The organism is Kitasatospora sp. NPDC058162 (genome assembly GCF_042884005.1).
Taxonomy (GTDB): Bacteria; Actinomycetota; Actinomycetes; order Streptomycetales; family Streptomycetaceae; genus Kitasatospora.
In genome coordinates this window covers 193,345-217,801 of the sequence record NZ_JBHVUS010000011.1, presented here as the reverse complement: position 1 = coordinate 217,801, position 24,457 = coordinate 193,345, and the positions used below count along the sequence as shown (strand labels likewise).

Annotated in this window: 16 protein-coding genes and 1 tRNA gene; 8 read left to right on the top strand and 9 right to left on the bottom strand. The window is 70.9% G+C overall.

Annotated elements, in window-relative coordinates:
* The first annotated feature begins 135 nt into the window (after positions 1 to 135).
* A tRNA-Pro gene (locus ACFVXG_RS22315) sits at positions 136 to 209 on the top strand.
* 391 nt (positions 210 to 600) lie between these two features.
* Here ACFVXG_RS22315 and ACFVXG_RS22310 read toward each other — a convergent pair.
* The gene (locus ACFVXG_RS22310) at positions 601 to 1,845 is read right to left on the bottom strand and encodes a tyrosine-type recombinase/integrase (RefSeq protein WP_387929978.1); all 1,245 of its coding nucleotides are present in this window, start codon (positions 1,843 to 1,845) and stop codon (positions 601 to 603) included.
* Positions 1,846 to 2,405: 560 nt separating this feature from the next.
* On the opposite strand from ACFVXG_RS22310, the gene ACFVXG_RS22305 reads away from it, so the two are divergent.
* Positions 2,406 to 2,786 carry a hypothetical protein gene (locus ACFVXG_RS22305; protein ID WP_387929976.1) on the top strand — a complete coding sequence of 127 codons (381 nt, stop codon included), beginning with the start codon at positions 2,406 to 2,408 and terminating at the stop codon, positions 2,784 to 2,786.
* Positions 2,787 to 2,846: 60 nt separating this feature from the next.
* Here ACFVXG_RS22305 and ACFVXG_RS22300 read toward each other — a convergent pair whose 3' ends face one another.
* The 8 genes from ACFVXG_RS22300 to ACFVXG_RS22265 form a co-directional block, all read right to left on the bottom strand.
* Positions 2,847 to 3,218, bottom strand: coding sequence for a hypothetical protein (locus ACFVXG_RS22300; protein ID WP_387929974.1), 372 nt, complete (start codon positions 3,216 to 3,218; stop codon positions 2,847 to 2,849).
* A gap of 47 nt (positions 3,219 to 3,265) precedes the next feature.
* The gene (locus tag ACFVXG_RS22295; protein ID WP_387929972.1) at positions 3,266 to 4,423 is read right to left on the bottom strand and encodes a hypothetical protein; all 1,158 of its coding nucleotides are present in this window, start codon (positions 4,421 to 4,423) and stop codon (positions 3,266 to 3,268) included.
* A gap of 205 nt (positions 4,424 to 4,628) precedes the next feature.
* Positions 4,629 to 6,092: a hypothetical protein gene (locus tag ACFVXG_RS22290; protein WP_387929970.1), complete on the bottom strand. Its 1,464-nt coding sequence runs from the start codon at positions 6,090 to 6,092 to the stop codon at positions 4,629 to 4,631.
* Positions 6,093 to 6,136: 44 nt separating this feature from the next.
* Positions 6,137 to 7,954: a discoidin domain-containing protein gene (locus ACFVXG_RS22285; RefSeq protein ID WP_387929968.1), complete on the bottom strand. Its 1,818-nt coding sequence runs from the start codon at positions 7,952 to 7,954 to the stop codon at positions 6,137 to 6,139.
* A gap of 48 nt (positions 7,955 to 8,002) precedes the next feature.
* Positions 8,003 to 8,524, bottom strand: coding sequence for a hypothetical protein (locus tag ACFVXG_RS22280; RefSeq protein WP_387929966.1), 522 nt, complete (start codon positions 8,522 to 8,524; stop codon positions 8,003 to 8,005).
* A 37-nt stretch (positions 8,525 to 8,561) separates the two neighbouring features.
* Entirely contained in the window at positions 8,562 to 12,575 is a 4,014-nt protein-coding gene (locus ACFVXG_RS22275; protein ID WP_387929964.1) for a discoidin domain-containing protein, read from the bottom strand.
* A 12-nt stretch (positions 12,576 to 12,587) separates the two neighbouring features.
* Entirely contained in the window at positions 12,588 to 14,780 is a 2,193-nt protein-coding gene (locus ACFVXG_RS22270) for a hypothetical protein (RefSeq protein WP_387929962.1), read from the bottom strand.
* A gap of 6 nt (positions 14,781 to 14,786) precedes the next feature.
* Positions 14,787 to 19,550, bottom strand: coding sequence for a DUF6603 domain-containing protein (locus ACFVXG_RS22265; RefSeq protein ID WP_387929960.1), 4,764 nt, complete (start codon positions 19,548 to 19,550; stop codon positions 14,787 to 14,789).
* A 670-nt stretch (positions 19,551 to 20,220) separates the two neighbouring features.
* Here ACFVXG_RS22265 and ACFVXG_RS22260 point away from each other — a divergent pair.
* From ACFVXG_RS22260 to ACFVXG_RS22235, 6 genes are all read left to right on the top strand, one after another.
* Positions 20,221 to 20,595 carry a YidB family protein gene (locus ACFVXG_RS22260; protein WP_387929958.1) on the top strand — a complete coding sequence of 125 codons (375 nt, stop codon included), beginning with the start codon at positions 20,221 to 20,223 and terminating at the stop codon, positions 20,593 to 20,595.
* A gap of 632 nt (positions 20,596 to 21,227) precedes the next feature.
* Complete coding sequence (locus ACFVXG_RS22255) at positions 21,228 to 22,052, top strand: hypothetical protein (protein WP_387929956.1); 825 nt, start codon at positions 21,228 to 21,230, stop codon at positions 22,050 to 22,052.
* Positions 22,053 to 22,093: 41 nt separating this feature from the next.
* Positions 22,094 to 23,089: a TauD/TfdA family dioxygenase gene (locus ACFVXG_RS22250; protein WP_387929955.1), complete on the top strand. Its 996-nt coding sequence runs from the start codon at positions 22,094 to 22,096 to the stop codon at positions 23,087 to 23,089.
* A 10-nt stretch (positions 23,090 to 23,099) separates the two neighbouring features.
* A complete protein-coding gene (locus ACFVXG_RS22245) occupies positions 23,100 to 23,363 on the top strand; it encodes a DUF1259 domain-containing protein (RefSeq protein WP_387929953.1) in 264 nt (87 codons plus the stop codon).
* Between the two features lie 85 nt (positions 23,364 to 23,448).
* The gene (locus ACFVXG_RS22240; protein ID WP_387929951.1) at positions 23,449 to 24,060 is read left to right on the top strand and encodes a DUF5753 domain-containing protein; all 612 of its coding nucleotides are present in this window, start codon (positions 23,449 to 23,451) and stop codon (positions 24,058 to 24,060) included.
* Positions 24,061 to 24,159: 99 nt separating this feature from the next.
* Positions 24,160 to 24,324: a hypothetical protein gene (locus ACFVXG_RS22235; protein WP_387929949.1), complete on the top strand. Its 165-nt coding sequence runs from the start codon at positions 24,160 to 24,162 to the stop codon at positions 24,322 to 24,324.
* Positions 24,325 to 24,457: the final 133 nt, after the last annotated feature.

Genomic DNA, 24,457 nt, shown 5'->3' with positions numbered 1-24,457 from the left:
ACCCCCGAAACCTGGCAGCGAGCACCCCCCGACGTGCTGTATTGTTTTCCACGTCGCCGGGACAACAACCGGAGACAAGGTCGAGAAGCCAAACCGGCAAGGCCCCCCAGGCCCCACCGCAAGGCACCGAGACCACGGGACGTGGCGCAGCTTGGTAGCGCACTTGACTGGGGGTCAAGGGGTCGCAGGTTCAAATCCTGTCGTCCCGACTGTGAAGTCGGTTGTGAGGGCGGGTACTTGGGAAACCGAGTGCCCGCTCTTTTGCTGTGGTGGTCGCAGTGTGGTCGCGGGCGCTCGTTCGCGTCATTCCAGGGGGCGCATTTGGGGGCGTGGGGCGCTTAGATGTAATCGATATGCGGCTTTTGCCTGTTCGGTCGAGGTGACTGAGCGTAGTTCTTCGTTGAGTGGGCTTCTGCCCCGTGTCGAAGCGGCATGAGTTCCCGGAAGTGGGCATACCTGTGGAGCCCGCGGCGTCAGGTGTGGTGACTCCGGGGCTGAGTGGATGTCAGTGATGGACCGGCGGTTCCGGCCGTTTAGCTGGTCCTTGCCGCCTTCTGGGCGGGCCCGGCGGACCGGGGTGGCTATAGCCGTGCGGTTGTGTCAGGCCGCGTGACTGAACAGCGGGTTCGGCAAGGGACTGGCGAGGGTGTCGGCGCCGTATCGGGCGCGGGCTTCGGCGAGGTGGAGCCTGGTTTCGATGGTGTGGACCGCGGCCATGGCGACATCCCAGGTCAGGTGGCTGTAGATGTTCGCGGTGGTCGACAGGGTGGAGTGCCGCAGGGTCTTGGAGATCACGGCCATGGACACGTTGCCCTCCAGAGCGAGGGTGGCGGCGAGATGGCGAAGGTCGTGGATGGTGACGTGGGGGAGTCCGGCCTGTTCGCGCAGTTCGTGGAAGCGTCGGCGGACGGCGGCGGGGTGGAGGGGCTTGCCGTCGGTGTCCTGGAAGACGTGGCCGTTGCCCGGGGAGGTGTTCTTGGCCATCGCGCGTTCGAGGGCGGCGGCGACGCGGTCGGACAGGGGTACCCAGTTGCGGCTCTTCTTGGTCTTCGGTGCGGTCAGGACGAGTTCGTGGTTGTCGATCGCGGAGAGGGTGTGGCGGATGTACATGACGCGGTCGTCGAGCCGCACGCACGGGCGCTGGAGGCCGAGGGCCTCTCCCTTGCGCAGGCCGGTGCCGATGATGACCTCGAAGAGGTCGGCGAAGGCGGGGTCGACGCCTCGGCAGTGACTCAGGAAGGCGACGGCCTGTTCCGCGGTCCAGGGGACGCGTTCGGCGGCTTGGGGCCTGCGCATGGGCAGGGGCTGGGCGGCGTTGTAGGGGAGGCGGTGGGTGCGCACGGCGGTGCCCAGGGCGCTGGAGAGTGTGGCGAGGCAGTGGTAGACGGCCTGGCGTCCGCGGCCGGCTTCGAGCTGCTGGTGGGTGTAGGCGGCGATGTGGTCGTGGGCGAGCTCCTCCAGGCGCAGCTTGCCGAAGACGGGGATGAGTTCGCAGAGCGCGTAGGTGCGGTAGCGGGCGTAGGTGGTGGGCTTGAGCAGGAACTCCATGCCCTTGAGCCACTTCGTGAGGTAGGCGGCCACAGTCTCGTGCGGGTCGGCGTCGAAGCCCAGCAGACGCCCCTCCAGGAAGCGCCGAAGCGCCGTCTCGGCGTACCACTCGTCCTCGAACCCGCCTCGGCGTATGGTGCGCCTGCGGCCCGTGAGGGAGGGGATGTCGACGGCGAAGGTCCACGTGCCGTGATCCTGCTCGGCGAGGCGTGGGCACCCGGCGCCGAGTTGGCGCCGGTCGGCGTCCCGGCATCCGCAGCGGCGGTAGACCCGGCCCGGCCGTCCTGACGTGCGCACTTCGTGTACCTCCTGTGGCTGTGACTTCTTGATCAGTTCACGGAGGCTACCTACGCCGAGATTGGATGATCGTCTGCGACCACCATGCGATCACCAACGCGGAAATGGGGCTCTGACCTGCGGTTCACGGTGAGGACCCGCACCTGGGCGTGCCAATGGACGGGCAGGCTGCCGTGGTGCCCGTCATGGTCGATGCGGGCACGCGGAAACCGTCACCGTACGTGACTGCCTGGGGCCCTGTTCTGGAGGCCCGTCCGGGCGGCAGGGGCTGTCTCCTGCCCCGACGTGGCTACGCAGTGTGAACGGCCAGTCGGGGTGCCCGGCCGTGCGCGGCATTGGGCCGCCGAGGCCGGGGTGCCCTGATCCGCGACAGGTGGTTGCGGCAGGCGATTCAGGTGAGCCGGCCGCGGTGGGCGGCCGCGGCTTCGCGAACGAGTTGGGCGAAGTGGCTGTGGCTGCGGTTCTGACGCTGTTCCGCCTGCTCGTCGTTCCAGTCCTCCAGGCCGTCGTCGAGGTCGTCCTCGTCGTCGTATTCGTCGTGGAGGAGGTGGCAGCCGTGGATGCCGGCGAGGAGGTCTTCGAGCAGGTCGGGGGGCGGGTCGTTTGGGGTCGAGCGGGGTCAGGCGCAGGCCGGTGTCCTCGGGGTCGGTGTCCGGGCCGGTGTACTGGGCGAGGTCGTCGTCGATGTCTTCGAGTTGTTCGCGCAGGCCGGCGGGGTCGGGGAGGAGGCCGTCGGCGATGTGGAGGGCGTGCCGCACGAGGCCGGTGACCGCGTCGTACGGGGAGGCGCCGGCTTCGAGGAGTTCGAGGACGAGGGCGGGGGTTTCGTGGCGGAGAAGGCGAGGAGTGGTCGCAGCGGGCATGGGGCCGGCTCACGCGATGGACGGCAGACGACACCCGTGGGAGCCGACTGGATGCCGCATCTCCCGACTGCTGCCTGACCAGCGTCTATGGGGAAGCGGCGTTTGCGAGAGTAGCGGCGGCGAAGGTGTACAGGGCCTTCACGGTGGTGCTGAGCGGGGCCCTGGTGTCCAGAGTGAGCGCGGGCTGTTCGGGATCGGACCAGGACCGCCGCTGCTGTTGTGCACCGCCCGCACGCACCCCGCGCAGGCCAGGTTGCACAGGTCGGTGAGTTCCACCTGCAGGAACTGGGGAGTTGGCGTCGGCCGCCCTGGTTCGAGCCCGTAGCGGTCGAAGCCGTCGGTGACGAGGAACTTCCGAAAGCGCTCCTGCACCTCGATCGGCCGCGCCTGCTCGGGCATCACCCTGGTGACCGTTGGCCATTTGCCGATGGAAAGATCCTGCCCGATCCCGGAGAACCCGAGGCCGTGTTCTGCCTGGACGAGTTCGGCCCGCTCGGCCTCCAGCCCCATCCTCACAGCACGGCGGGGGAGTTCGTCGGCGAAGACGAATCGCGGGATCAGGCGCTTCCGAGGGGGACCCAGTAGAAGGCGGGGTTTGAGCTGGGGGACTTGGCGAGGGTGAATGATTCGCCCTTGCGGACCATGAGCATCGTCACGGCATTGCCCCCTGAGTAACCCGGGGTCTGTCCTGGCGGCTTCAGGTTCGGTGTCGTGTGGGCGGAGACCTGGGTGGGTCCGGCTGTGATGGTGAGGCTTGAGGGGGAGGTGGCCACCACGGTGGCGATCTGGCCGATGAGCAGGCCGGCGGTTCCGGCGGTCATCGGTCCGTGGGGGGCCGTGTAGGTCTCGTACGGCCCGAGCGAGTCCCAACTGCCGTTCTGCTCAAGGTTTCCGTTGACGGTGAGCGCGCCGTCGACGGTGGTGCCGGGGATCTCGATGCGCTCGCCGCTGCCGGCGTCCATGCGGTCGGTGAAGACCGTGGAGGTCGGGCCGATCTCGGGGAGGCGGACGTTGCCGGTGACGGTGATGTCGTTGAGGAAGTAGATGGGATTCCTTGAGGTGCCGGAGGTGCTGAGGAACTTGCTTGCCTGGAGGGTCCCTTGGAGGGTCAGGTTGTTGGCTTCGACGTCGGACTCCCGAACGGTCACGGTGGTGGAGAGGTAGTGGTGGATCACCTGGCCGGTGGCGCTGCGGGTTCGGGCGTCGAGGACGAAGGTGGTGGTTCTGTAGAGCGGGTGGGTGGTGTAGCTGGGGCCGGTGACCTCCTTGCTGGTGTCGTCCCAGGAGAGGTGGTACTCGGTGCCCACCGGGCTTCCTTCCCAGACGAGCGTGGCCCGTTGGCCGTGGAGGACCTGAGGCTTGAGGCAGCAGAAGTCACGGAAGAAGAAGGTGGTGTCGTTGGTCGCCACGACGTGGGTGGTGGTGGAGCGGGTTGTCCAGTCGGTGCCGGTTGCGGTGTCTTCGGTGACGGTGATCTGCGCGTCGGCGGCACTGCGGGTGGCGGGGATGGAGGACAGGACGAGGGTGAACTTGCGGCTGTCGTCGAAGGTGACGTCCTCGTGCACGGTCTCAGGGGTGCAGGTGTAGGTGGCGGTGCCGGGGGTCGTGCTCCTGACGATGCGCCAGGTGGTGCCCTTGCTGTCCTGGCAGGCCGCTCCGACCGGCGCGATGTCCTGGGTGAGGTCGGACTCCTGGGCGCCGAAGGGGAGCGTCACAGCGATTCCGCGGCACTTCACCCCAGTCGATGAGGCGGTGTCGGCCGGTCGGGAGAAGGTGAGTTGGAGCGTGGTCGTCATTCCTCCGTCAGGACCTGACCCGGTGAACCGGCGGGAGACGATGTCGAGTTGCAGGAGGCTTGTGCCGGGACTGGCAGCCAGAAACATGGGTGAACCTCGCGGCGTATCGGGGTACCGGGTGCGGTTACGGGGCAGGGGTTCCGTCTGCGGCGGTGTCCGGGCCGCTGGGGGTGCTCGCCCCTCCTGCTCCGGCGAAGCCGAACGGAATCCAGTAGAAGTGGGCGAGGGTGGGATTCGAGTTGTTGCCCACCTCGTCGTGGTGGGTGATGGTGAAGGATTCGTTCGGGCGGACGGCGAGGACGGCGGTGCAGGCCACCTCGGGGGACGAGGACGGTGTCGCGTTCTTCGTCGCGCTCGCGTGGACCGTTCGCCCGCCGGCCTCGATGGTGATCATGGAGGCGATCCAGTCGGCCCTCTGGAGTTCTGCCCAGCCGATCACCAGGCCGGCGCTTCGGGCGGTGATGGGGCCTGCTTTCCCGCCCACTCTCAGCGTGTAGAGGGTGCCGGCTCCGATGAGGTCCGCGCTGCCCTTCAGCTGGAACTGCCCGGCGACTCTCAGGAGGTCTGCGCCGGTGGAGACGTTCGCGGCGATGTCGATGGGTGACTGGTTCTTGCCGCTGATGTTTCTGGTGTAGAGCGTCCCGCCTCTGCCGATGCTGAGGTCTCCGTGGGCCAGGACGGGGCCGGAGATCTGAAGGAGGCCGGGGAAGGTGATGGGGCGGATTCGGTCGGTTCGGAGGGTGCCCCGCACGGTCATCGCGGCGGCCCGGACGTCCGAGTCCTTGACGATGACGGTGGTGGAGAGGAGGTGATGGATGACCTGACCGGTGCTGCTGCGGGTCCGGGCGTCGAGGACGAAGGTGGTGGTCTCGGTCAGCTCGTGGGTGACATAGCTGGAGCCGCTGACGACCTTCGTGCCGCTGAAGGCGTCCCAGGAGAGGTAGTACGTGGTGCCGGCGCCGTGGCTCCCGTCCCAGATCAGGGTTGCGGCCTTGCCCCGCTCCACCCGGGGACGCAGGGCGGAGAACCGGCGGAAGAAGAAGATGCTGCCGGATTTGTTGATGGCCGGGATGACCAGCGAGCGGGGCTTCCAGTCGTTGCCGGTGGCCGTTTCCTCGACGACGGTGAGTTGGACGTCGCCCGGGGTCGGGTTGATGGGGATGGAGCCCAGGATCAGGGTGAATCTACGGACGCCCTCGAAGGTGACCTGCTCCGTGGGGTTGTCGGGGACACAGGTGAAGACGATCTCGGTCCCGCTGGTGGCGGGAGTGACGCGCCACGGGGTGCCCTTGCTGTCGTGAAAGCCCGGGTCGATGGCGGCGGGGTTGTCGGTGAGGTCGGTGGCGTCGGGGCCGATGGGGAGGGAGACGGTGATCTTGCGGCACTTGACGGCGGGCGCGTTCGGGTCGACCGGGGTGTCCGGGTCGCCGGGGTAGTAGCGGCTGCTGGTGCCGTCGCCCGGCTTGGAGAAGGTGAGCTGGAGGGTTCCCTCTTCGGTCCTGCCCGGGGTGGAGACCGCGAACTGCGGTGGATCGGAGACGAGTTCGAGTCGGAGCAGGGCTTCGGAGGGGCCGGAGTCGAGGATCATGCGGACCTCACGGGGGAGGGGGCAGGGGTTCTGGGCACGGCGGATCAGGTGGTGGTGCGGGTGCTGTCCGCGAAGCCGAAGGGAATCCAGTAGAAGTGCGCGGGCGCGGAGCTTGATGCGGCCCCCTTGTCGATGTGCGCGATGACGAACTTCTCGCCCTTGCGGACCGCGAGCACGGCGCAGGACCTGTCTCTTCTCCCGATGTCGAAGGTGCAGGCGACGGCGCTGACGGTTTGGCTCCCCGAGGTGATCCTGATCAGGGACAGCCTGTTCGCCGGCTGCCCGGTGACCTCCGCCTGGCCGATCACGAGGCCGGAGGTCGTGGCGGTGACCGTCTGCTCCTGGCCCGCGCGCAGCGTGTAGGGCGTGGACGGTCCGATGATGTCCACGCTCCCGCCCACCTGGAGCGGTCCGTTGACCGTGAGGGTCTTGCCCGCGGCGATGATCGCGCTGTCGGTGATGCGCAGCGGTACGGTGCCGCTGGGAGCGATGCGGTCGGTGCGGAGGGTCTTGCTGTGGCCCAGCGTCAGGGAATCGCCCAGGGTGACGTTGCCCTCGATGGTGATCCCGCCGGCGTTCGTGGCCGCGACGTTGTCGACGCCGACGGTGCGCTCGTGGTGCACGGTCACGTTGCCTGCTCGGATGTCGGGGTTCCTCACGGTGACGGTGGTGGAGAGGTAGTGGTGGACGGTCTGGCCGGCGCCGTCCAGACTCTGGGCGTCGAGGACGAAGGTGGTGGTGTCCGTGAGGTTGTGGGTGGTGTAGGTGGGGCCGGTGACAGGGATCTGCTTGCCGGAGCCGTCGGTGACGGTTTGGTCGTCCCAGTAGAGGAAGTACTCGGTGCCGACGGCGTTTCCCTCCCAGACGAGGGTGGCGGGCGCCCCTCGCTCGACCTGGGGGCGCAGGCACGAGAAGGAGTCGAAGAAGAACTCGCTCGTCTCCTTGTTGACGGTGGCGATTCCAGTGGTGACGGTCTCCCAGTTCTGCGGGAGGGCCGCGGCCTCGAAGACGCTGATGACGGCCGGGACCGGGGAGTCTTCGAGCATCTCCAGGCGCAGATAGCGGACGGGGATGGGGGTTTCGGCGTGGGAGCCGTAGGGGAGAGGCCACCAGATGGAGACCGGCCCGGTGCCGTTGTGGAGCTCGGTCCAGGTGTCGCCGTCCGCGGAGGCTCGCAGGCTCATCGGGCGAGGAGCCGGTGCGGGATCGCCGACCCGCATGCAGATGACCCGTGTGGAGATGACCGGCTTCGCGCTGCCGAGGTCGATGGTGATCCGGTCCCCGCGTCGGGGCGCGATGCCGCTGTTGTGGGCCGTACTCCAGTCTCCGTCCAGCATGAGGTCGAGGGGCGTGGTGTTCCCGTTGACCGGAATGGTGGAGGTGGCGGTGGCCGGAGGAACCTCGTACACGGCGGCGGTCTTCGCGGTGACGGTGAGTTGGGCGTCCCCGGGGCTCCTGTTGACGGGGATGTTGCTGAGGACGAGGGTGAACGTCCGGCTCGTGTCGAAGACGACCGACTCGGTCGGATTGTCGGGAACACAGGTGAAGGTCGCCGCGCCGGCGGAGGTGGCCCGCTCCACACGCCAGGGGGTGCCCTTGGTGTCGCGGGCGACCGCATGGATGTCGGCGGGCCTGGCGGTGAGATCGGCGGCCTTGTCGCCGACCGGCACGGTGACGGTGATCGCGCCGCACCGGGTGTGAAAGCCGGTAGTGGTGTGGCGGAGGGTGAAGTGGATGTCGCCCGTCTTGTCCTCGGTTGCCGTGGAGGTGGTGAACTGCCTGGGCACGGTGGTGGTTTCGAGGCGGAAGGCGTGCGGAGCACGGGAGGGTAGTTCGTCGTCGGGGTCGGTGGTCGGTGGCATGAGTGCCTCCAGGGCGCCGGCGTTCGGGGCCGCACGGGGTCGCGCGCGTCAGCTGTTGCGGTCGGCGGGGCGGGTGCCGATGGGCAGGGCGATGGTGTGGGTGCGGTAGGAGGCCGGCGCCGTGGCGGTGTCCTCGGTGATGCGGAGGTGGGCGGTGACACCGGTGGTCGTGGTGAGGGGGAACCCGTCGAGGGTCAGGGTGAGGGCCCAGGTGCCGTCGAAGACGGCTTCCTGCCGCGGGTTCTCGGGGGTGCAGGTGAACAGCGTGCGGTCCTGGTGGGCGGTGTTCTTGAGGATGTGCCAGGAACGGCCCCGGGTGGCGCTGTAGGTGGTGTCGATGCTCTCGGGCTGTGCGGTCAGGGCTCCGGGGTGCGTGCCGGTGGGCAGTTCGAGGGTGATGCCGCGACACCTGACGGAGCCCGGGGCGTTGCGGCTGCGCGTCACGGTGATGTCCAGACGGCCGTACTGCGGATGCTGAGGCGTGCTGGAGGTGAGGACCTCCGGGACGGTGGCGAGGGTGTAGGTGAGGTGCCCGCTGGTCTCGGGCTCGGTGGTGCCGGGTGTCGTCATGGGCGGTCGTCCTTCGGCGAGCGGACAGGTGGTGTGGTCAGGGCTGCGGGTCGGGTTCGGCGGCCGCGGGCCGGAGCTGGAGGTATCCGGCGCGGGCGGTCGGGGCCGGGTCGTCGGGGTGGGCGAGGTGGTCGGCCGGGACCAGGGGCAGTTCGTCCCAGGCGAGGGGACCGGTGTCGGTGGCCTGCGGCTGGGCCCAGGTCCAGGTGCCGTAGCGGCTGGAGAGCGGCGGGACGACCAGGGCGTCGTCCTCCGGGGAGTCCGGTGTCGTCGCGCGGTTGCTGCGGACGGGTGCGAGCAGCGGGTTCAGCCGGAACGAGGCGCGGATCTCCGCGAGCGCTTGGTGCACGAGGTCGGCGTCGAGTTGCAGGCTGTGCACCGGCAGGATGTCGGTGGTGGCGTGGACGGGCAGGTGGGGGTGGGCCAGCAGGGTGAGGCGGCGGGTGCGGGGGTGGTCGGCCGGGCGGGCGGGCAGGGCCAGGTCGGTGCCGTCCGTGATGCGCTGGAGGTAGGGGTCGCTGCCGACGGGGTCCACCGCGTGGAGCCGCCGGTAGTCGACGTCCTGGTCGGGTTCGGCGCGGAAGTAGCCGATGAGTCCGTCGTCCAGGTCGAACGGGTCGCCCAGGCGGATCGCCCAGGTGTCGTCGGTGTACGGCGCCTGGAGCGTGTCGGGCACGGTCGGCCAGGAGGGGTCGGTCAGCGGGGGGCCTTGGAGCTGTAGGTCCAGGGCGGTGTGGATCAGGGCGACGGGGCGGCCGATGAGCACACCGGGGAGCCGGTCGTCCGTGGGGACGGGGTCGACGATGGCCCGCAGGCTCTTGTCGACGGTCTTGACCAGGGCCTCGAAGGCGGCTGGGGTGTCCTTGGGCAGGGCGGCCAGGAACCCGTGCAGGTGCGGGTGGTCCTCCTTGAACCGCCCGTCGCTCAGGCCGGTGTAGGGGGAGTGCGGCAGTGGGGTGTACGCGGGGGCGCGGGTGCTCCCACCGGTCGTGATCACGCGCAGTTCGCCGAGTGCCTCTCCGGCGGGCCCGTAGACGCCCACCGTCTGGTCGAGGTAGTTGACCAGGAGCCAGCCCGCGAGCCTGGGGGTGAACGCGAGGCGGGTGTCCTGGAGCAGGCGCGGCGGCAACTGGACGAACCGCTCCGGGTTGTTGGGCGGAGGGGATGTGTACAGGGGCCGGTTGGGCGTGACCGAGGCGGTACGTACGGGGTACTGGTCGTACTGGCGGCCTGAGACGACCAGGTCGATGCGGCGGCCGAAACGGTCGACGATGCTCAGGTCGGTGAAGGCGAACTGCCCGGCACGGACGGGCTGGAAGCGCCGCTCGTTGCGGCCGCCGGCGCCGTCGGGCACGTGGTTCTGGTCCCCGGTGAGGCCGGCGATGCCGGCCTCGGTGGGGAGTTGGGCGCCGCCGTCGAGCTGCAGGAGCCAGTCGTTGAACCCGTCGAGGGTCTGGGACAGGACGTCGAGTTGTTCGAGCTCCTCGCGCAGCGCGGTCAGGGCCGCGGTGTCGGCGCCGGGGTAGGTGGCCAGGTAGCGGGCCAGCTGGGCGCGGGCGACGAAGACGGTGGTGGGGGCGAGGAAGGAGCGGGAACGGAACAGGCGCTGCAGGCGGTCCGGGTGCTCGCCGCCCGTGAAGTCGGCGGGCGGTGCGCCGGTGCCGTTCCAGGTGTAGCTGTAGGAGTCCGGGCCGCTGCCGGGTTCGGGCGCGCGGAAGGTCCAGTGGTAGCCCGCCTCGGTGCGGTAGGGGGTGGGGAAGTAGTTCAGCTTCCACATCAGGAACATCGGCAGCCAGGCCTGCTCCCACGGCTCGGTGTACTCGGCCAGCGGGCCCTCGGCATGCGTGCCGGGGTTCTCGATGATGGTCTGCAGGGCGGTCCGGCCGGAGACGCGGGTGAAGGCCGCACGGTGCAGCAGCGAGAACTCCGCGAGCAGGGCGGCGCAGGGGGCGGGCAGTCCGGCGATGCCCGGGTCCAGGGGTGCGCCGTCGTCTGGACCGGGCTTCCAGCTGTCGCCGATCCGGACCTTCCGCAGCAGGTTGGACGGCAGGCGGCAGGGGAGCGGGTCCTCCTCGTCGCGGGTCAGCGGCCTGGCGGCGCCGGCGGAGCCCTCGACCAGCAGGACCGGGTCGGAGGGCCGGTAGAAGCCGTCCTGTGCGGTGCGCTGGAGCTGGAGGTGCCCGGCCAGGCCCCGGCCGGAGGCCCAGGCGTCGATCGCGGCTTGCGGGTCCTGGCCCGCGGGGATGTTCGGGAGCTCGGCCCGCAGGGCGGCGACGAGCTCCAGCTGGGTCGCGGTCGACGCGGCCAGGCTGCCCTCCCGGTCGGGATCGACCTGGTAGGCGCAGTCGGCCTCGAAACCGGGATCGAGGTCGTCGGGGCGCTGGTCGACGGGCGTGCGGTAGAGCCACCACAGGGCCCACAGCCGCCATTGGCGCTCCGCCAGGACGGGCAGCGCGGCGTCGTGGGCGGCCTGGTCGGCGTTGAGCTGCTCCAGCCAGGCAGGAACGAGGTCGGACCGGGACGCGGGCGAGGTCGGCGGTTCGGCGCCGGGGCGCGGGACGATCCGCCAGGTGTGGCCGCCGTCGGAGCCGGCGAACCAGCTCTTGTGGGTGATCTCCTGGAGGTCGCGGTCCCCGTCGGCGCCGTCGAAGGTGTCCAGCGTGCCGTGGAACAGCGCGCTGAACAGCCGTGCGGTGCGCGGGGATCGCGTCTGCCGGTCGACCAGGGCGGGGGCGGCTTCGCCGAGGCTGTGCCCCAGGGCGATCTTGAGGACGTCGACCTGTTCGGGGCGCTTGTCCGGGGCGGGGGCCTGTCCGTCGCGCTGCCAGGTCAGGCCGAGGGCGGTGCCGCTGTACAGCGTGCGGCTCACCGCAGGGGCGGCGGTGGCCTGGAAACTGCGCACCGCGATTGGTTCGGGGCTGTCCGCGAGCAGTTCGATCCGCAGGTAGCGGGCCGTCAGCGGGGCGGCGGGGGCGTACTCCAGGACCGGGCTTCCCGCCGCGAAGTCCTGGTCGTACGGGGCGGGCCAGGTCGTGCCGTCCAGGGACGCCTGGAGGCGCACGGCCGGGAGCAGGTGCTCGCCGCGCGGATCGCCGAGCCGGACCCGGACGGCGCTGACCTGCTGCTCGCTGCCCAGGTCCAGGGTGATCCGGCCCGAGCGCGCCGCAGGGCCCGCGCTGAGGTAGTAGGTGTCCGAGCGGTGGTCCAGGATGTTCTCGATGCCGTGGGGCTCGGTGGTGCCCAGGGTGGTGGCGGCGGTGCGTCCGGCCAGGGTCCAGCCCAGGGCCCCGATCACCTCGGCGGGTGAACCGGTGCTGCCGGGCGGCAGCAGCCCGGGGATGTCGGCCGCCTGGCGGAGGATGTCCTTGGAGACGTCGCTGTACCAGCCGACGACCAGGTAGCTCAGGTCGGCGGGAGGCGGATAGCTCTCCGACTCCTTGAGGTCCGACAGGTCGTCGTGGATCGAGAAGACCTTCTCGTGGTACGGCTGGTAGGCGGCGAAGGTGGGCAGGCCCGCGCCCACCGCGGTCAGGAACAGCTCGTGGTCACCGCGTTCGCGCCACGGCCCGTCGGCGAGCAGGTGGATGCGGCCCAGCCAGTCGACCTGCGGCTTCTCCAGCCGGGGGTTGAGGTAGCTGTTGATGAACAGGGTGCCGTCTTCGTAGTCGTCCTCGTCCTCGGGGTGGTCGCTGAGCAGGTAGTCGCTGTGCACGATCCAGCCGGCCGCCTTGCTGACACCCCGCACCTCGGAGTACCGCACGACCAGCCACCGGTTGGGCACCAGCGGGAAGCGGGTCTGCCCCGTGCTTTCGTCGACGAATCCCTCGGTCAGCGCCTCGGGCAGCTGCCACTGGACGTGGACCCCTTCGAACGTCTCGTCCAGGTCGACGCGGTCCCCGTTGGAGAAGGCTTCGGGCTCGGCCGCCGTCTTGTCGCGCAGCATGGCCCGGAAGCTGGGCCGGACGCGGTAGAAGGGATGGGTCGTCCGCACGGTCTGGTTGGCCAGCAGGGCGTGGACCTCGACCGGCACGATCAGTTCGGTGTCGCTCATGACCGCCTCCTTCTAGAACGTGCTGCCAGGAGGCAGCAGCCGCTGCTCCAGCGGGGCGTTGACCAGCTCCAGGGCGAACTGGCTCGGGGAAAGGTCGGGCAGCCCGAGGAAGGCGGCGAGGGCCGGGACCAGGCCGCCCGCGCCGCGCAGGTTCAGCACGTCCGGCTGCGCGCCGGCGCGGCCCGGCCGCAGGTGGGCGCTGAAGACGTCGGAGGTACCCGGTGCCGGGAACTCCGTCCCGGCGTCGTACCCGAGGTCGGGGCCGGTCAGGTTGCGCAGGCTGATCCGCTGCTCGCCGTTGATGCCGAAGTGGATGCCCTGGCCGGGTTCGCGGATGACGACCTTGTCGGGGACGGCGTCCCACAGCAGGAGCAGCACGTCGGGGCCGAGGTGGTCGCGGCGCAGCTCGCTGACGGGCTCCGCGCCGGGGCCGCAGGTGGCCAGGAGGTCGAAGTCGGGCCAGGCGGGGACAAGGGCGGAGCGGATGAGCAGGCCCGCCACCGGCAGCTCGGTGCTGCGGGCGCGGCCGAGGCGTTCGCACAGCAGCGGGTTCAGATCGCGGTCCACGCTGGTGTGGGCGCCGACGTCGGTCGCGCCGGCGACCAGGGCCGCGATCCAGTCGGGGTCGATGCGGAAGGCCCGCATGCTCTCCGGGGGCAGCATCCGAATGTCGGGGACCAGATGGTCGAACGGCACCCCGTGCAGCAGGCCGAGGCGTTCGAGCCACTGCGGCAGGGTGGGGGTGCGGGCGTCGGCGACCGTGCTCAGGGACTGGCGGACGCGTGGGTCGGCGAGCAGCGCCGGCAGGTCCGGGCGGGCGGTGCGCACCTGCGGGGGAGAGGGCGGGGCCTGGACGAGCGGGGCTTGCAGGGCCTGGACGAGCCCCCGGAAGGTGTCCGTGGCCAGGTCGCGCAGAGCCGCCGCGCCGGGCAGGGCGTCGGGGTCGTTCGCGGCGCGGGCTGTATCGGTGGCCAGCGCGGCGAGGGTGGCGGCGCGGTTGGACAACTCCCGGCGGGCGGCGGTGAGTTCGCCGGTGTAGTCGGGGTCGGCCAGGGCGATGGTGCGGCCCAGGGTCCACGCGGAGGCGTAGCTGACGTCGAACAGTCCGTGCTCGCGGTCGTAGATGAGGGCGTGGTCGGCGGTGGTGTGCGGTCCGGGGGTCGCCGGGGCGGGCACGGGGGGCGCGGTGAGCGGGGTGAACGGGCCCCGGTACCAGGCGTAGGTGTCCTCCCCGGACAGTGCGCGGTAGGCCACGGGGGCGTAGCCGTTGCGCAGCCGGGTCCTCGCGTACCGCTGCTCCGGGGTGTCGGCCACGGTGTCGGCCACGGTGGTGGCCGGGGTCAGGCGCAGGGCCAGGTTCTCCGGATCGTCCGGGTCGGGGGCCGCCAGGTGGCGCAGCAGCTCGCCCGGGTTGACGTGGCCGTCGGGGTCGTTGGTGAAGGCCCAGGACCACAGGCTGCACAGCCGTACCCGCTGGGTGCCGGGTGGCAGGGTGGTCAGGTGGTCGAGGTGTCCCTGGAGGGAGACCAGGTGCGCCGCGTAGGCACCCGGGGCGCGCGGGAACCGGTTGGCGGCGAGCACCCCGTACCGGCCCTCGGTGGGGACCTCGCCGCGATGCCGCGAGGGGGTGCGCACGTCGCGCATGTGGGCCAGGTAGAACAGCTCGTTCTGGCGGGGCACCACCGCGGTGAACACCTCCGCGGGTACGTCGATGGTGCGGCACTCGCTGTCCTCGTCGACCGGTCCGGTCAGTACCGGGCCGACGGTGCCCCGCTCGCCCGGCTCACGCAGCGCGCGCACCGTGCGCCGGGTGAACTCGCCCTGGGCGGACGGGTCGTCGTCCACCTCGCCGGCGGCGAAGACGAGCAGCGCCAGCCACGGCTCGTGCGCCTCGGCGGTACGGCCCGGCAGTTGCCGCTCCCAGGGCAGGAGGGCCCGGTTGAAGGTGATGTGCGGCAGGACGTGGGTGTAGTGGCCCGCCGAGCCCGCCGGAGGGTAGGTGGCGTGGACGGTGGTGGGGTCCAGGAAGAACTGGGCCCCGCGGACCTCGTAGCGGTCCTCGGCCACCGGGAGCGGGTCAGCGGTGTCGACGGGCACGCCGTTGCGGGTGAGGACCTGCCGCACTCTGATCGTGTAGACGCCGGCCGACGCTGCGGGCTGCAGGTAGTCGTAGAACGTGACGTCCAGATCGGGGGGTGTGGTCATGGCAGGTCACCTCGCGCCGGTCGTGGTCAGGTACGGGGGGTCGGTCAGGGTGGAGGCGGCCAGGTCGGCGTAGCGGTCGAGCGGGCCGTCGGTGCCGGGTGCGACTCCGAAGGCGGCCAGGGCCTGGTGCACCTTGCTGCGTGTGGCCGAGGTCGCGGCGAGGGTGCTGGTGATCACCCCGACGCTGCGCGGGTCCGCGACGGGCGGCGGACCGGCGACGGAGGTGTCGCGCAGGGGGAGGTTCCCGCCGGGCACCAGCGTCACGCCCAGGGCCGCGGAGGTCACCGGGCCCAGGTGCGGGCCCAGGGTCGGGCCCGGGACCTCGATGGTCAGGCCGGTCAGGCAGTTCGGGATCAGGCCCGGCTGCTCAAGCTCACGCCTGGTGTCGTCCAGCGGCGGCTTGCCCCAGAGGGCCTGCGGTACGCCGTCGGTGACGGCGGTGATCTTCCAGTCGTTCTGCTGCCATCCGTACTCGCTCTCCCCCGGGCTCAGGATCTGGACGCGCTGCTCGCTGACCACGCCGGTCAGCCGCATCGGCCGGATGTCCACGCGGGCCTCGTCGCTGCCCGCGATCAGGTGCCCGTTCACGGTGATCTTCGAGGAGGGCAGCGCCGATTCGACCCCGATGGTGAACCCGTCCATGCGCACCAGGACCGGTGCGTTCGCCGCGGCGCGGGCCCGGGCTTCGCCGGGGCTCACGTCGGGCAGTTCGCAGCCGTTCTTGGGTACGGTGCGCAGGGGTGCCGGGAGCTGGATGCTGAACTGCTCCCAGGGGATGGCGGGTGGTCCTTGGCGGTCGGCGCCGAATCCGAGGGTGAAGGAGATGAACCAGACCTTGACCTTCGCGCGGCCGCCGAGCGGGGGCAGCCACAGGTCCAGGCTGACACCGACCTCCAGGGAGATGCGCTTCCGGATGAACCACACCTTGACGGTGGCGGCGACCCCGATGCGCATCCCGTAGGAGATGTCCGCGTAGAAGGGCTTCCACTGCACCAGGGCGTCGAAGTGGGCGTGGAACCAGGCCTGGACCCGGATGCCGTGGTGGGCGTCGTACTCGGCGGACAGCGCTCCGCCGATCATGAAGGCGCCGTCGGTCAGGGCGGCGTAGGCCTGGGCCTTGACCGTGATCGGCCCGCGTTGCCAGAGCATGCCGATCCGGGGCGGCCTGGGGTAGTGGGCGGGGACGGGGAACTGGGGGTGGTAGCCCCCCGCGGACAGCACGAAGCCCTTGCCGACCCCGCCCGGGAGGGACTTGCCCCACACGTACAGCGAGATGCCGCCGGTGAGTCGGGCCGCGGGGTCGAGGATGTAGGAGCCCCCGGCGATGACCGCGTCCATGGAGAAGCGGCCCAGGGCCGAGTCGAAGACGAGGACGAAGTCGACGACGACCTTTCCGAGCGGGCCGATCGCCAGTGCCTGGCCGGTGGGCGGCGGGGACGCCTGGGTTAGGCCCGCGCCACGGACGGTGGGCGGCAGGGACAGGGTGGTGCTGCCGGCGAGCAGGGCCTTCCAGCCGCCCTGGCCCCATTCCACCAGGGCCAGCACGCGGGCGTCGATGAACTGGTAGACGGTGAACTGGAGTCCGCCCGCGACCCAGTACCGGCCCTGGGCCGGGGTGACCCAGCCGCCGGGCCCCGCCAGTTCGTTCAAGGCCTGACCGGGGGTCAGCGGCGGCTCCCCGGGGGCGGCCGTTCCCAGGCGCTTGACCAGCGGGAACCTGTCGATGTCGGTGATGGAGGGGGTTCGGACGGTGCTGTTGATGCCGAACCCGAGCGCGATGCCGGTGACGGTGACCGGGCCGATCGCGAACAGGCCGTTGGCCCGGCCGGACGTCACCTCGGCGTAGGCGAACAGCGAGGTCCAGCCCTCGCGGTTGCGGGCCCAGCTGCCGACCACCTGCAGCGCGAGCAGGTCCTGCACGTCGATGCGGCCCGTTCCCGCCAGCGCCAGGTCGAACTCCGCTCCCAGGTCCAGCCGTACCAGCGCGCCGGCGATCTCCACCCTCGGCGGTCCCGGGTACTCGAACCCCACGCCGGCGCCCTTGAGCACGGGCAGGACCTGGAGGTCCTTGTCGATCCCGAGGCCGAGGCCGACCAGGTCCAGGGTCAGCGGGCCGATGGCCATCGAGGCGTCGAAGGCGAGGTACAGCAGTCCGTAGCCCAGGCCGAGCCGGGCGCGGCTGAACCGCACCGGACCGACGGTGAAGCCCTCCAGTTCCGTGCCGGGGTCCGACGCCCGTTCCCGGCCGAGCACCACGTCGTGGCCGGCGGCGGGCAGGGGCCGCTCGGGATACACCAGCGGAATGGGGTTGCCGGTGCCCGGCGTGAGAGCCGCCCACAGCTGCACGCCTTGGGCGAGGTCGCCGGAGAGGAGTACCGGCAGTGGGCACTTCCCGGGGATCTGCGAACCTGCCACGACCGTGTTGAGCGCGTCCACCGCGGCCGCCGGCCACGGCTGCTCGGCGTAGGCCAGGTGGATGCCCGACAGGGTGATGTCCCTAGTGGGCGGGACCTCGCCGACGATCACCGGCAGGTCGGAGGCCCTCGGCTCGACGCCGGCGCGGATGGCCACCAGGCCGCGGCGCCGGGTGGCGTCGGAGGTTTGGGCGGCGTCGGCGGGCTGGGTGGCGACCAGCCACCCGAAGCCGGAGGTGGCGGCGGTGACGACGAGGAGGAGGGTCTTGAAGTTGTAGGACAGGGTGGCGGCGTGCAGCTGGGGGTTCAGCGCGGCGGGGACGGCGTCCGCCGACACGTCCACGCCCAGGAACTGTGCGAGGTCTGTCGCGGAGATCCCCTGCTTGTCCTGCCACTGGGCGGTGACCGACTCCGGCCGTGGCACCGTGGGCACGGGGACGGTGAACTCGATGCTGAAGCGGCCGGGCAGCTCCAGGCGGATGCTCGGGAACCTGGGGTGAACGCGGAAGTCGTTCAGGTCGATGTCGAAGCCGAGGCCCGGCAGGGCCAGGAGGACGCCGCCGCCGAGTTCGAGCGTCGCGTCGAAGACCAGGCGCAGCACCCACCTCGGGTCGATCGGCGGCGGCGTCCAGTCGATGCCGTCCTGGCCGGGCCAGGACAGGCCGATCCGCGAGACGGTCAGCGGCCCCAGGCGCTGGTCCGGAATCTCCAGCCAGTCGAGGGGCGGGGGTTCGAGCGGAGGCGGCCAGGGGATACCCGTCCGTACCGACGGCAGGTCGGGGAGCTTCCAGTCCAGGTCCAGGGAGGTCCCCGGTAGCCACGGCCCCCCGCCCGAGGAACCACCGCCCGACCGCTCGGACAGCTGCGGCCACCAGCCACGCAGGGAACCGATCCAGGTGTTCAACCGGTCGACCTGCAGCCGGGGCAGTCCGGTGACGAGCGCCGCCAGGCCGATCCCGTTCAGGAGGAAGCCGTCGAATCCGTCCAGCAGGTCACCGAGGTAGGGGAGATCCGCGAGCCAGGCGCGCAAGCCGTCGATGCCGATCAGCGAGACCCTGCCCCAGGCGGTTCCCCACTGGGGCAGCGCGGGCAGTGCGGCGAGGACGATGCGCAACTGCCCGGCCTGCGCGGTGAGTCCGAGGCTCCACGCGTCGAGGTCCAGTCGCAGCCCCAGGGCGGGAAGCGGTGGCAGGAAGATGTCCGGAAGCGCGGGGAGGTCGATGCCGAACAGGCGCGCCAGGGCGGGGAGAGTGGCTGCGGAGTTCGGGAGCCACCCGGTCAGCAGGCCGGGGCCGGGCCGGCCGGGGAACCCGGGGTCGGGCAGGTCCAGGGTGGGGACGTCGAAGCGCAGCGTGCCGTCCGGCCAGGCCAGCGACAGAGCGCGCAGCCGGCCCGTCACCCCCACGTCCCCCGACTGGGGGAAGGTGAAGTCGAAGCCCAGGTCCGGCAGTTCCAGCTGGAGCCAGCCCAGGTCGAACGACGCCTCGAACGTGACGGCGAGCCCGCTCGCGGACCACGACAGGCCGAACCCCGACAGCTCCAGCCGCATCGGCCCCAAGGCGAGCTGGCACCCGGGGAAACCGGGCCAGGAAGCCGGCGTGTTCACGGGCGCCACACACAGCCGCTCCCGGTCGGGAAGCAGGCAGGAGGCGCCCACCCACAGACCTGCCGCCAGAGCATGGTCCGGCAACGACGGCCACCACTGCCCGGGATCGGGGACGGCCGCGGCCACGGCGGCGTTCACCACGCCGCCGTCCGCGGCGGACAGCTCACGTCCCACCGCGATCAGCTCCAGACCGCGCACCCCCACCCGGTCACCGTCCGGGATCCGCTCCCCGACATGGGGCAGGTCGGACAAGGAGGCGTGCACGTCCGTCAATCCGGCCAGTGCCACCAGACCGCCGCCGGCGCGCGGCGCGGCGAACACCACGCGGAGCCGTTCGGTTTCCGCGAGGACGACCACCGACCCCGAACCGAAGTCGTAGACCAGCGACAGGCTCGGGAGGTCCGCCAGGAACACGCCCGGCGCACCGGTCAGGTCCACCCCCCACAACTCGGCCAGGGCGCTGATGGTCGCGCCCATCCGCACCCGTACCGACAGCCCGGTCACCAGCTTGCGGGCCTGGTCGCAGGCGAACGCCAGCTGCAGCTCCACCGCCGCCCCGGCCACCCGCACCGTCCCGGCCAGCGACAGCGCCTGGAGGTCGATGTCGTGCGCCTGCTCCACCACCAGCCGGCCACCGGCCTTCAGCAGCGCCCGCAGTTCCGGCAGCTCCCACTCCCATCCCGGCTCCAGGACGAACTCCCCGCCTGGCAACGGAAAGCCGGCCAGCAGGTCATCGACGGACACAGGCATGACACGTCTCCTCATCAATTCACGCGAGGCAGAGTCGTTCGGCTCAGGCATGAGGCTGCCGCGGCTTGATCACGGCCGCAGTACCAGGACGGACGCCGGAATCTCGACCACACCCCCTGCGGCCGCCTGTTCGAGGAGCTTCCGAACGTCTTCCACGCGTGCTGTCACAGCGGCCCAACCTTCTACTCGCGGCAAAAGGGGTAGGCGGAATCACGCGCCCACCCTGATGCCGGGCCTGACGTGTCCGCTGCGAGGAGCCTAACCAGGCGGACACCCAGAGCGCGCACGTACCTACGATGCGTGACGAAGATGGCTGGAAGTCGCCGCCTGGACCAGCCGCAGAGAGGGCGACGATCGGCTGACTGCGCGCCGCCGGCCGTCATGCCGGTCCTGCCCACGGGCCGGCCCATCAAAGCCGATGTTGCGCCGCCTCCTTCCAGGGCGTGACACGGCGACCCCTCGATCCGTTGGGGTGATGGCTTGCTGACGCCACGTCATAGAAGGATCAATGCGCGTCGGCAGCGAGCCGGCAGTCGAAAGAGGTACGCCCGAGACCATGGGCCCGCCACGACGGAGGTGCCCGAGTTGGCAGTGAGCCCTGCCGGCTACCACTCCCGAGGCGCCGACGTCTCAACAACGCCCGCGTGGAGATCAGAGGAGATCGAGAAACATGAGTGACGCTGAGCTGTCGCAGACGAGCGATGCACAGAGCCCGGGAACGGTCGAGCTGTCGTTGCCGCAGCTGGCTTCCTGGATCGGCCCCGGCCCCAACGAACCGGTGACCGCTGCCGAGATCGCTGACGCGATCGATCAGGAAGACCTGGGCCGAATTGCCGCCACACTGGGCAAGGACCCAGCCGATGCCGCTGCCTACCTGGCCCAGAACCTGCCGAAGGCAACTGACGCAGCAACATCGGCCCAGTCGGCAACGCCGACCACCCGAAGCCTCGGTGGCGCCGGGGACGTGCTGCTGGTCATCTTCTACGGCATCCCCGACCAGATCACCCTTCAAGAACCCTCGCAAGGCATCAGCTTCACGCTCTGAGCCGAGCTCTTCGTCCAGTCTCGGCACGCTCGGTGTTTCCTGATCGACTCGGCGCGTTTGACGGTCTCGCCTACGTCGCGGCACCCGGTGCGCCGCTTGCCCCCTGAGCCGGGCTGCCTGGGCCCCACCGGGACCACCTTGGCGCGGCCGGGCCGGGCAGGCCGTCCTGGCCCGGTAGCCGCGAAACCCGCGCCGCACTCACGTGGGAGCGAGGCGGCGGGGTTCTGCCGTCGGCCACTGCCCAGAGGCGGTGCAGGTCCTCGGCGAGGGGCGCGAGACGGCGCGCTGGCGCGCAATCAAGGTTTCGTGTGGCGTGTTCCTGGCGAACTATTCCAACCATGGGCTTATCTCCGGTTGCCGATCACCCTGCCGTTGCCGTCTTCCGTGAACCCCGAGGCGGGCGGCCCGCCCCGGTGTTGGGCCCGCGGGTCGACGCCGAGGCGCAGCGGACCGCGCGCGTGCTGGCCGAGATGGCGACCCATGGCAGACCTGTCGAGCGGAGCGCAGCGTTACGGCAAGCCGCGGCGACGGCACGGGAGTTGGTAGCCGCGCTGTCGGCCCTGGCTCCGGTCGTGTCCGGGGAGGCCGTTCCGGCGGATTCCACCAGCCAGTCGTACTTCCGGGTCCGTGAGGTGGAACTGTCGGACCAACAGGCCGCCCTGCACGGCGCTCTGGTCATCCACCGAGGTCTGGACGACCTGTGTGAAGCCCCGCTCTCGGGCGCCGACCTGGCGCTGGAGGTGGCCGGGATGCGGCAGGCAGTGCTCGACCTCACCGGCGCAGCGCCGGGTGCCGACCCTGGGCCCGTCTCGTCGGTGATCGTCCCCGAGCCCGGTGAGGGGGCGCCGCTGGAGAGTGTGTGGAGTGCTCGGTGGCTCATCGGGCACCAGGTCCATGTCCTGTTCAACATCTGCGCCGCGGTCGCCGTGACCGACGCCGCCCGCCGCCTACGGGACGGCGACGTCGACACCGCACTGCCGCGGCTGGCCGACGCGACGGTGTACGTGCGCGGCTTCCCGGCGGCCATGAACCACGCCAGCACGATCCCGGCCGACTACTACATGGCCGCGGTCCGCCAGACCATGGCGCCTCCATGGACGGACGTCCCGCTGAGCGGGCGCCAGCACCGCGGCTACAAGCTGTTCCGGGCCGCGATGAAGGACCTGCTGTCGCTGCTCCCCGACTCCTACGAGCAACTTGCCTCCCGCGCCCCGGAACTGGCTGAGGCACGGGGCGCTCTGCTGGAAGCCGACATCGTGGACGCCGAACGGCACGTCACCCTCGCGTACTCGATGGTGCACCTGCGCCGCTCCATCGCCCAGCGGCCCGAAGGACCCGACAACGCCGTCGCCGAACTGCGGCTCATGCGCCACCGCCGCGCGGCCCAGTACGCCCCCCTGATCCGATTCGGGGACCACTACATCGCCGACGCGGTCGCCGACCTGCGCCACTCCTGAGTCCGGTCGCCCACCATTCGCACCCCCAGGGAGGAGCCCCGATGCCCGCCAGCACGCCCAACACCGCCGTCGCCGCCGACTGGAACCTGGACCCGGCCGACGCCGACGCCAGCGAACGCCTGGCCCGCACCCTGACCGCCGACCGGCGCGACCAGGTCGACAGCCCCGACTGGGTGGCACGGGCCCGCGACACCTGGGACGAACTCCCGCTGCCCCTGCGCCGTGCGGTGCGCCGCTTCCGCAGGCACTCCGGCCCGCACGGCACCCTGGTGATCGGCGGCCTGCCCGTCGACCGGGCAGCCCTGCCACCGACACCGGCTGTACCCGGCTCGGTCCAGCGCCAGGCCACCGTCCCGGCCGCGCTGCTCACTATGGTGGCCTGCGGGCTCGGCGAGCCGCTCGCCTACCTGGCCGAGAAATCCGGTGCCCTCGTGCAGGACGTCGTGCCCGTGCCAGGGCAGGAGACGTTCCACGGCAACGCCGGATCGGCGCCGCTCTCCTTCCACACCGAGAACGGCTTCCACCCCCACCCACCCGACTACGTCGTCTTCCTGTGCCTGCGCGCCGACCACGACCGGATCGCCGGCATGCGCGTCGCCGGCATCCGCCAGGCACTTCCGCTGCTCACCCGAGCCGGCCGCGAGGCCCTGTTCGCACCGGAGTTCATCACCACACCACCGCCGTCCTTCGGACCCGACGCCGCGAGTGGGGCCGACGCCGAACCCAGGCCGGTGCTGTCCGGAGCGGCCGAGGACCCCGACATCCGTATGGCCCAACTCGTCACCACCCCGCTCACCCCCCGAGCCACCACCGCGCTGGCCGAGTTCGGCCGTGCCTGCGAGGCGACCGCCCGCACCCTGCACCTGACCCCCGGCGACCTGGTCATCATCGACAACCGCGTCACCGTCCATGGTCGCACCGCCTTCCAGCCCCGCTACGACGGAGCGGACCGCTGGCTGCAACGCACCTACGTCACCACCGACCTGCGCCGCTCCCGCGACCACCGACCCGACGACGGCCACGTACTCGCCCGTTGAGAGCCTGCCGGTGGTCACCGAGGAGGAACTTCCTCGGGCCACCGACGCCCTACATGCTGGCGGCTGGGAGCAGACCGCAATCCACAAGCACCTGCTCGCCCACGAGCCGGTCATCTGGTGGCCCCACTTCCACGGCCTGGCTGACGACCCGGAGGACTTGGCACGCGCGTTGAAGCGCGCCTTGAATGCCCCCGCCACCCCGCCGGCCGCTGCGGCGAGCCTGCCCCCGGCGCTCGACCGCCAGGCCTGCCTGCTGACGGGGAGCGGAGCCTAGCCCTTCGGTGTCTGTCAAGGCTGTACTGGCGGCGGAGCAACCAACTCCCGGACAGGCGTCACCATCCACTGGAACAATCTCGCGTATGGCGACAGCATCGGGCTCGGCCGACAGCAACTGGGACGACCTTCTCCGGCAAGGAACCGGCCCGGTACAGGAGTCCTTCCTGGACCTTGTCAGGAAGACTCGGCACTACGTCGGCTACTCGCCAAACATCGTGTGGGGCAACCTCCAGACACCCCGGTACGCCGAGGCCATGCTGCGCCTGGTCGTCGACTTCCACGGCATCCCTGACGACATCGGAGCCGGCGTCGCAGCCCGGACGGCCCGCGCCCGGTTCATCGGACAGGAAGGCCGGACCTACCACGTCCTTCTTGGGGAACAGGCCCTGCTGACGAGCATCGGCGGCCCCGAGGTGATGCGCGGTCAGCTACGCAGGCTGACCGAGGCTCTCTCCCTGCCCGGGCTCACGCTCGGGATCGTGCCGGCCAGGGCCCGGCTGCTGGTCTACCCGGGCGACGGCTTCGCCATCTTCGATGACCGCAGGGTGGAGGTGGAGGGCTTCCGGGGCGGCGAGACCATCACCGCCCCGGACCGCCTCGCGGTCTTCCGCAAGGCCTTCGACCGCCTCCAGCCGTCCGCGGTCTACGGCACGGCCGCACGCGACCTCATCGAGAACGCGCTCAGCGGAACCTGACAGCTGCAGCGCGACGTACGGAGGGGAGGCCGGGGACCTGCCTGGCTACTTCCCGAGCAGAGCGAGAGAGCGCGCGACTACCGAGGACTGGAGGCTGGAATGACGTCGCAGGGCGGCGGCACCACGGAGGACGAGAACGGCTGGACGGGACTCGCGCTGCTCATCGTCATGCTCGTCGTGGCCGCGGCTCTGTGGCAGGGAGCGACCTGGGCCTGGAGCAACCCGCTCGCCGCAGTGGCCGTCGGCAGAGGGCCACGTTCATGACCCCGCCGCGCCGCTGGCAGTAGCTGCGGCGAGGTGCTCGGTCTGGGACCACTTTGGGGCTACAAGCGATGGGTGCTCGCGGGTGCCGATGGGCTGCGGTTTCAGGTGGGCATCGGTGATGCGACGGCTGTCG

Coding starts and splice junctions, on each gene's coding strand:
- ACFVXG_RS22305 (WP_387929976.1), top strand. CDS start 2,406: ATGCCGGCGAGGAGGTCTTCGAGCAGGTCGGGGGGCGGGTCGTTTGGG.
- ACFVXG_RS22300 (WP_387929974.1), bottom strand. CDS start 3,218: ATGGGGCTGGAGGCCGAGCGGGCCGAACTCGTCCAGGCAGAACACGGC.
- ACFVXG_RS22290 (WP_387929970.1), bottom strand. CDS start 6,092: ATGATCCTCGACTCCGGCCCCTCCGAAGCCCTGCTCCGACTCGAACTC.
- ACFVXG_RS22285 (WP_387929968.1), bottom strand. CDS start 7,954: ATGCCACCGACCACCGACCCCGACGACGAACTACCCTCCCGTGCTCCG.
- ACFVXG_RS22280 (WP_387929966.1), bottom strand. CDS start 8,524: ATGACGACACCCGGCACCACCGAGCCCGAGACCAGCGGGCACCTCACC.
- ACFVXG_RS22275 (WP_387929964.1), bottom strand. CDS start 12,575: ATGAGCGACACCGAACTGATCGTGCCGGTCGAGGTCCACGCCCTGCTG.
- ACFVXG_RS22270 (WP_387929962.1), bottom strand. CDS start 14,780: ATGACCACACCCCCCGATCTGGACGTCACGTTCTACGACTACCTGCAG.
- ACFVXG_RS22265 (WP_387929960.1), bottom strand. CDS start 19,550: ATGCCTGTGTCCGTCGATGACCTGCTGGCCGGCTTTCCGTTGCCAGGC.
- ACFVXG_RS22260 (WP_387929958.1), top strand. CDS start 20,221: ATGAGTGACGCTGAGCTGTCGCAGACGAGCGATGCACAGAGCCCGGGA.
- ACFVXG_RS22250 (WP_387929955.1), top strand. CDS start 22,094: ATGCCCGCCAGCACGCCCAACACCGCCGTCGCCGCCGACTGGAACCTG.
- ACFVXG_RS22240 (WP_387929951.1), top strand. CDS start 23,449: ATGGCGACAGCATCGGGCTCGGCCGACAGCAACTGGGACGACCTTCTC.
- ACFVXG_RS22235 (WP_387929949.1), top strand. CDS start 24,160: ATGACGTCGCAGGGCGGCGGCACCACGGAGGACGAGAACGGCTGGACG.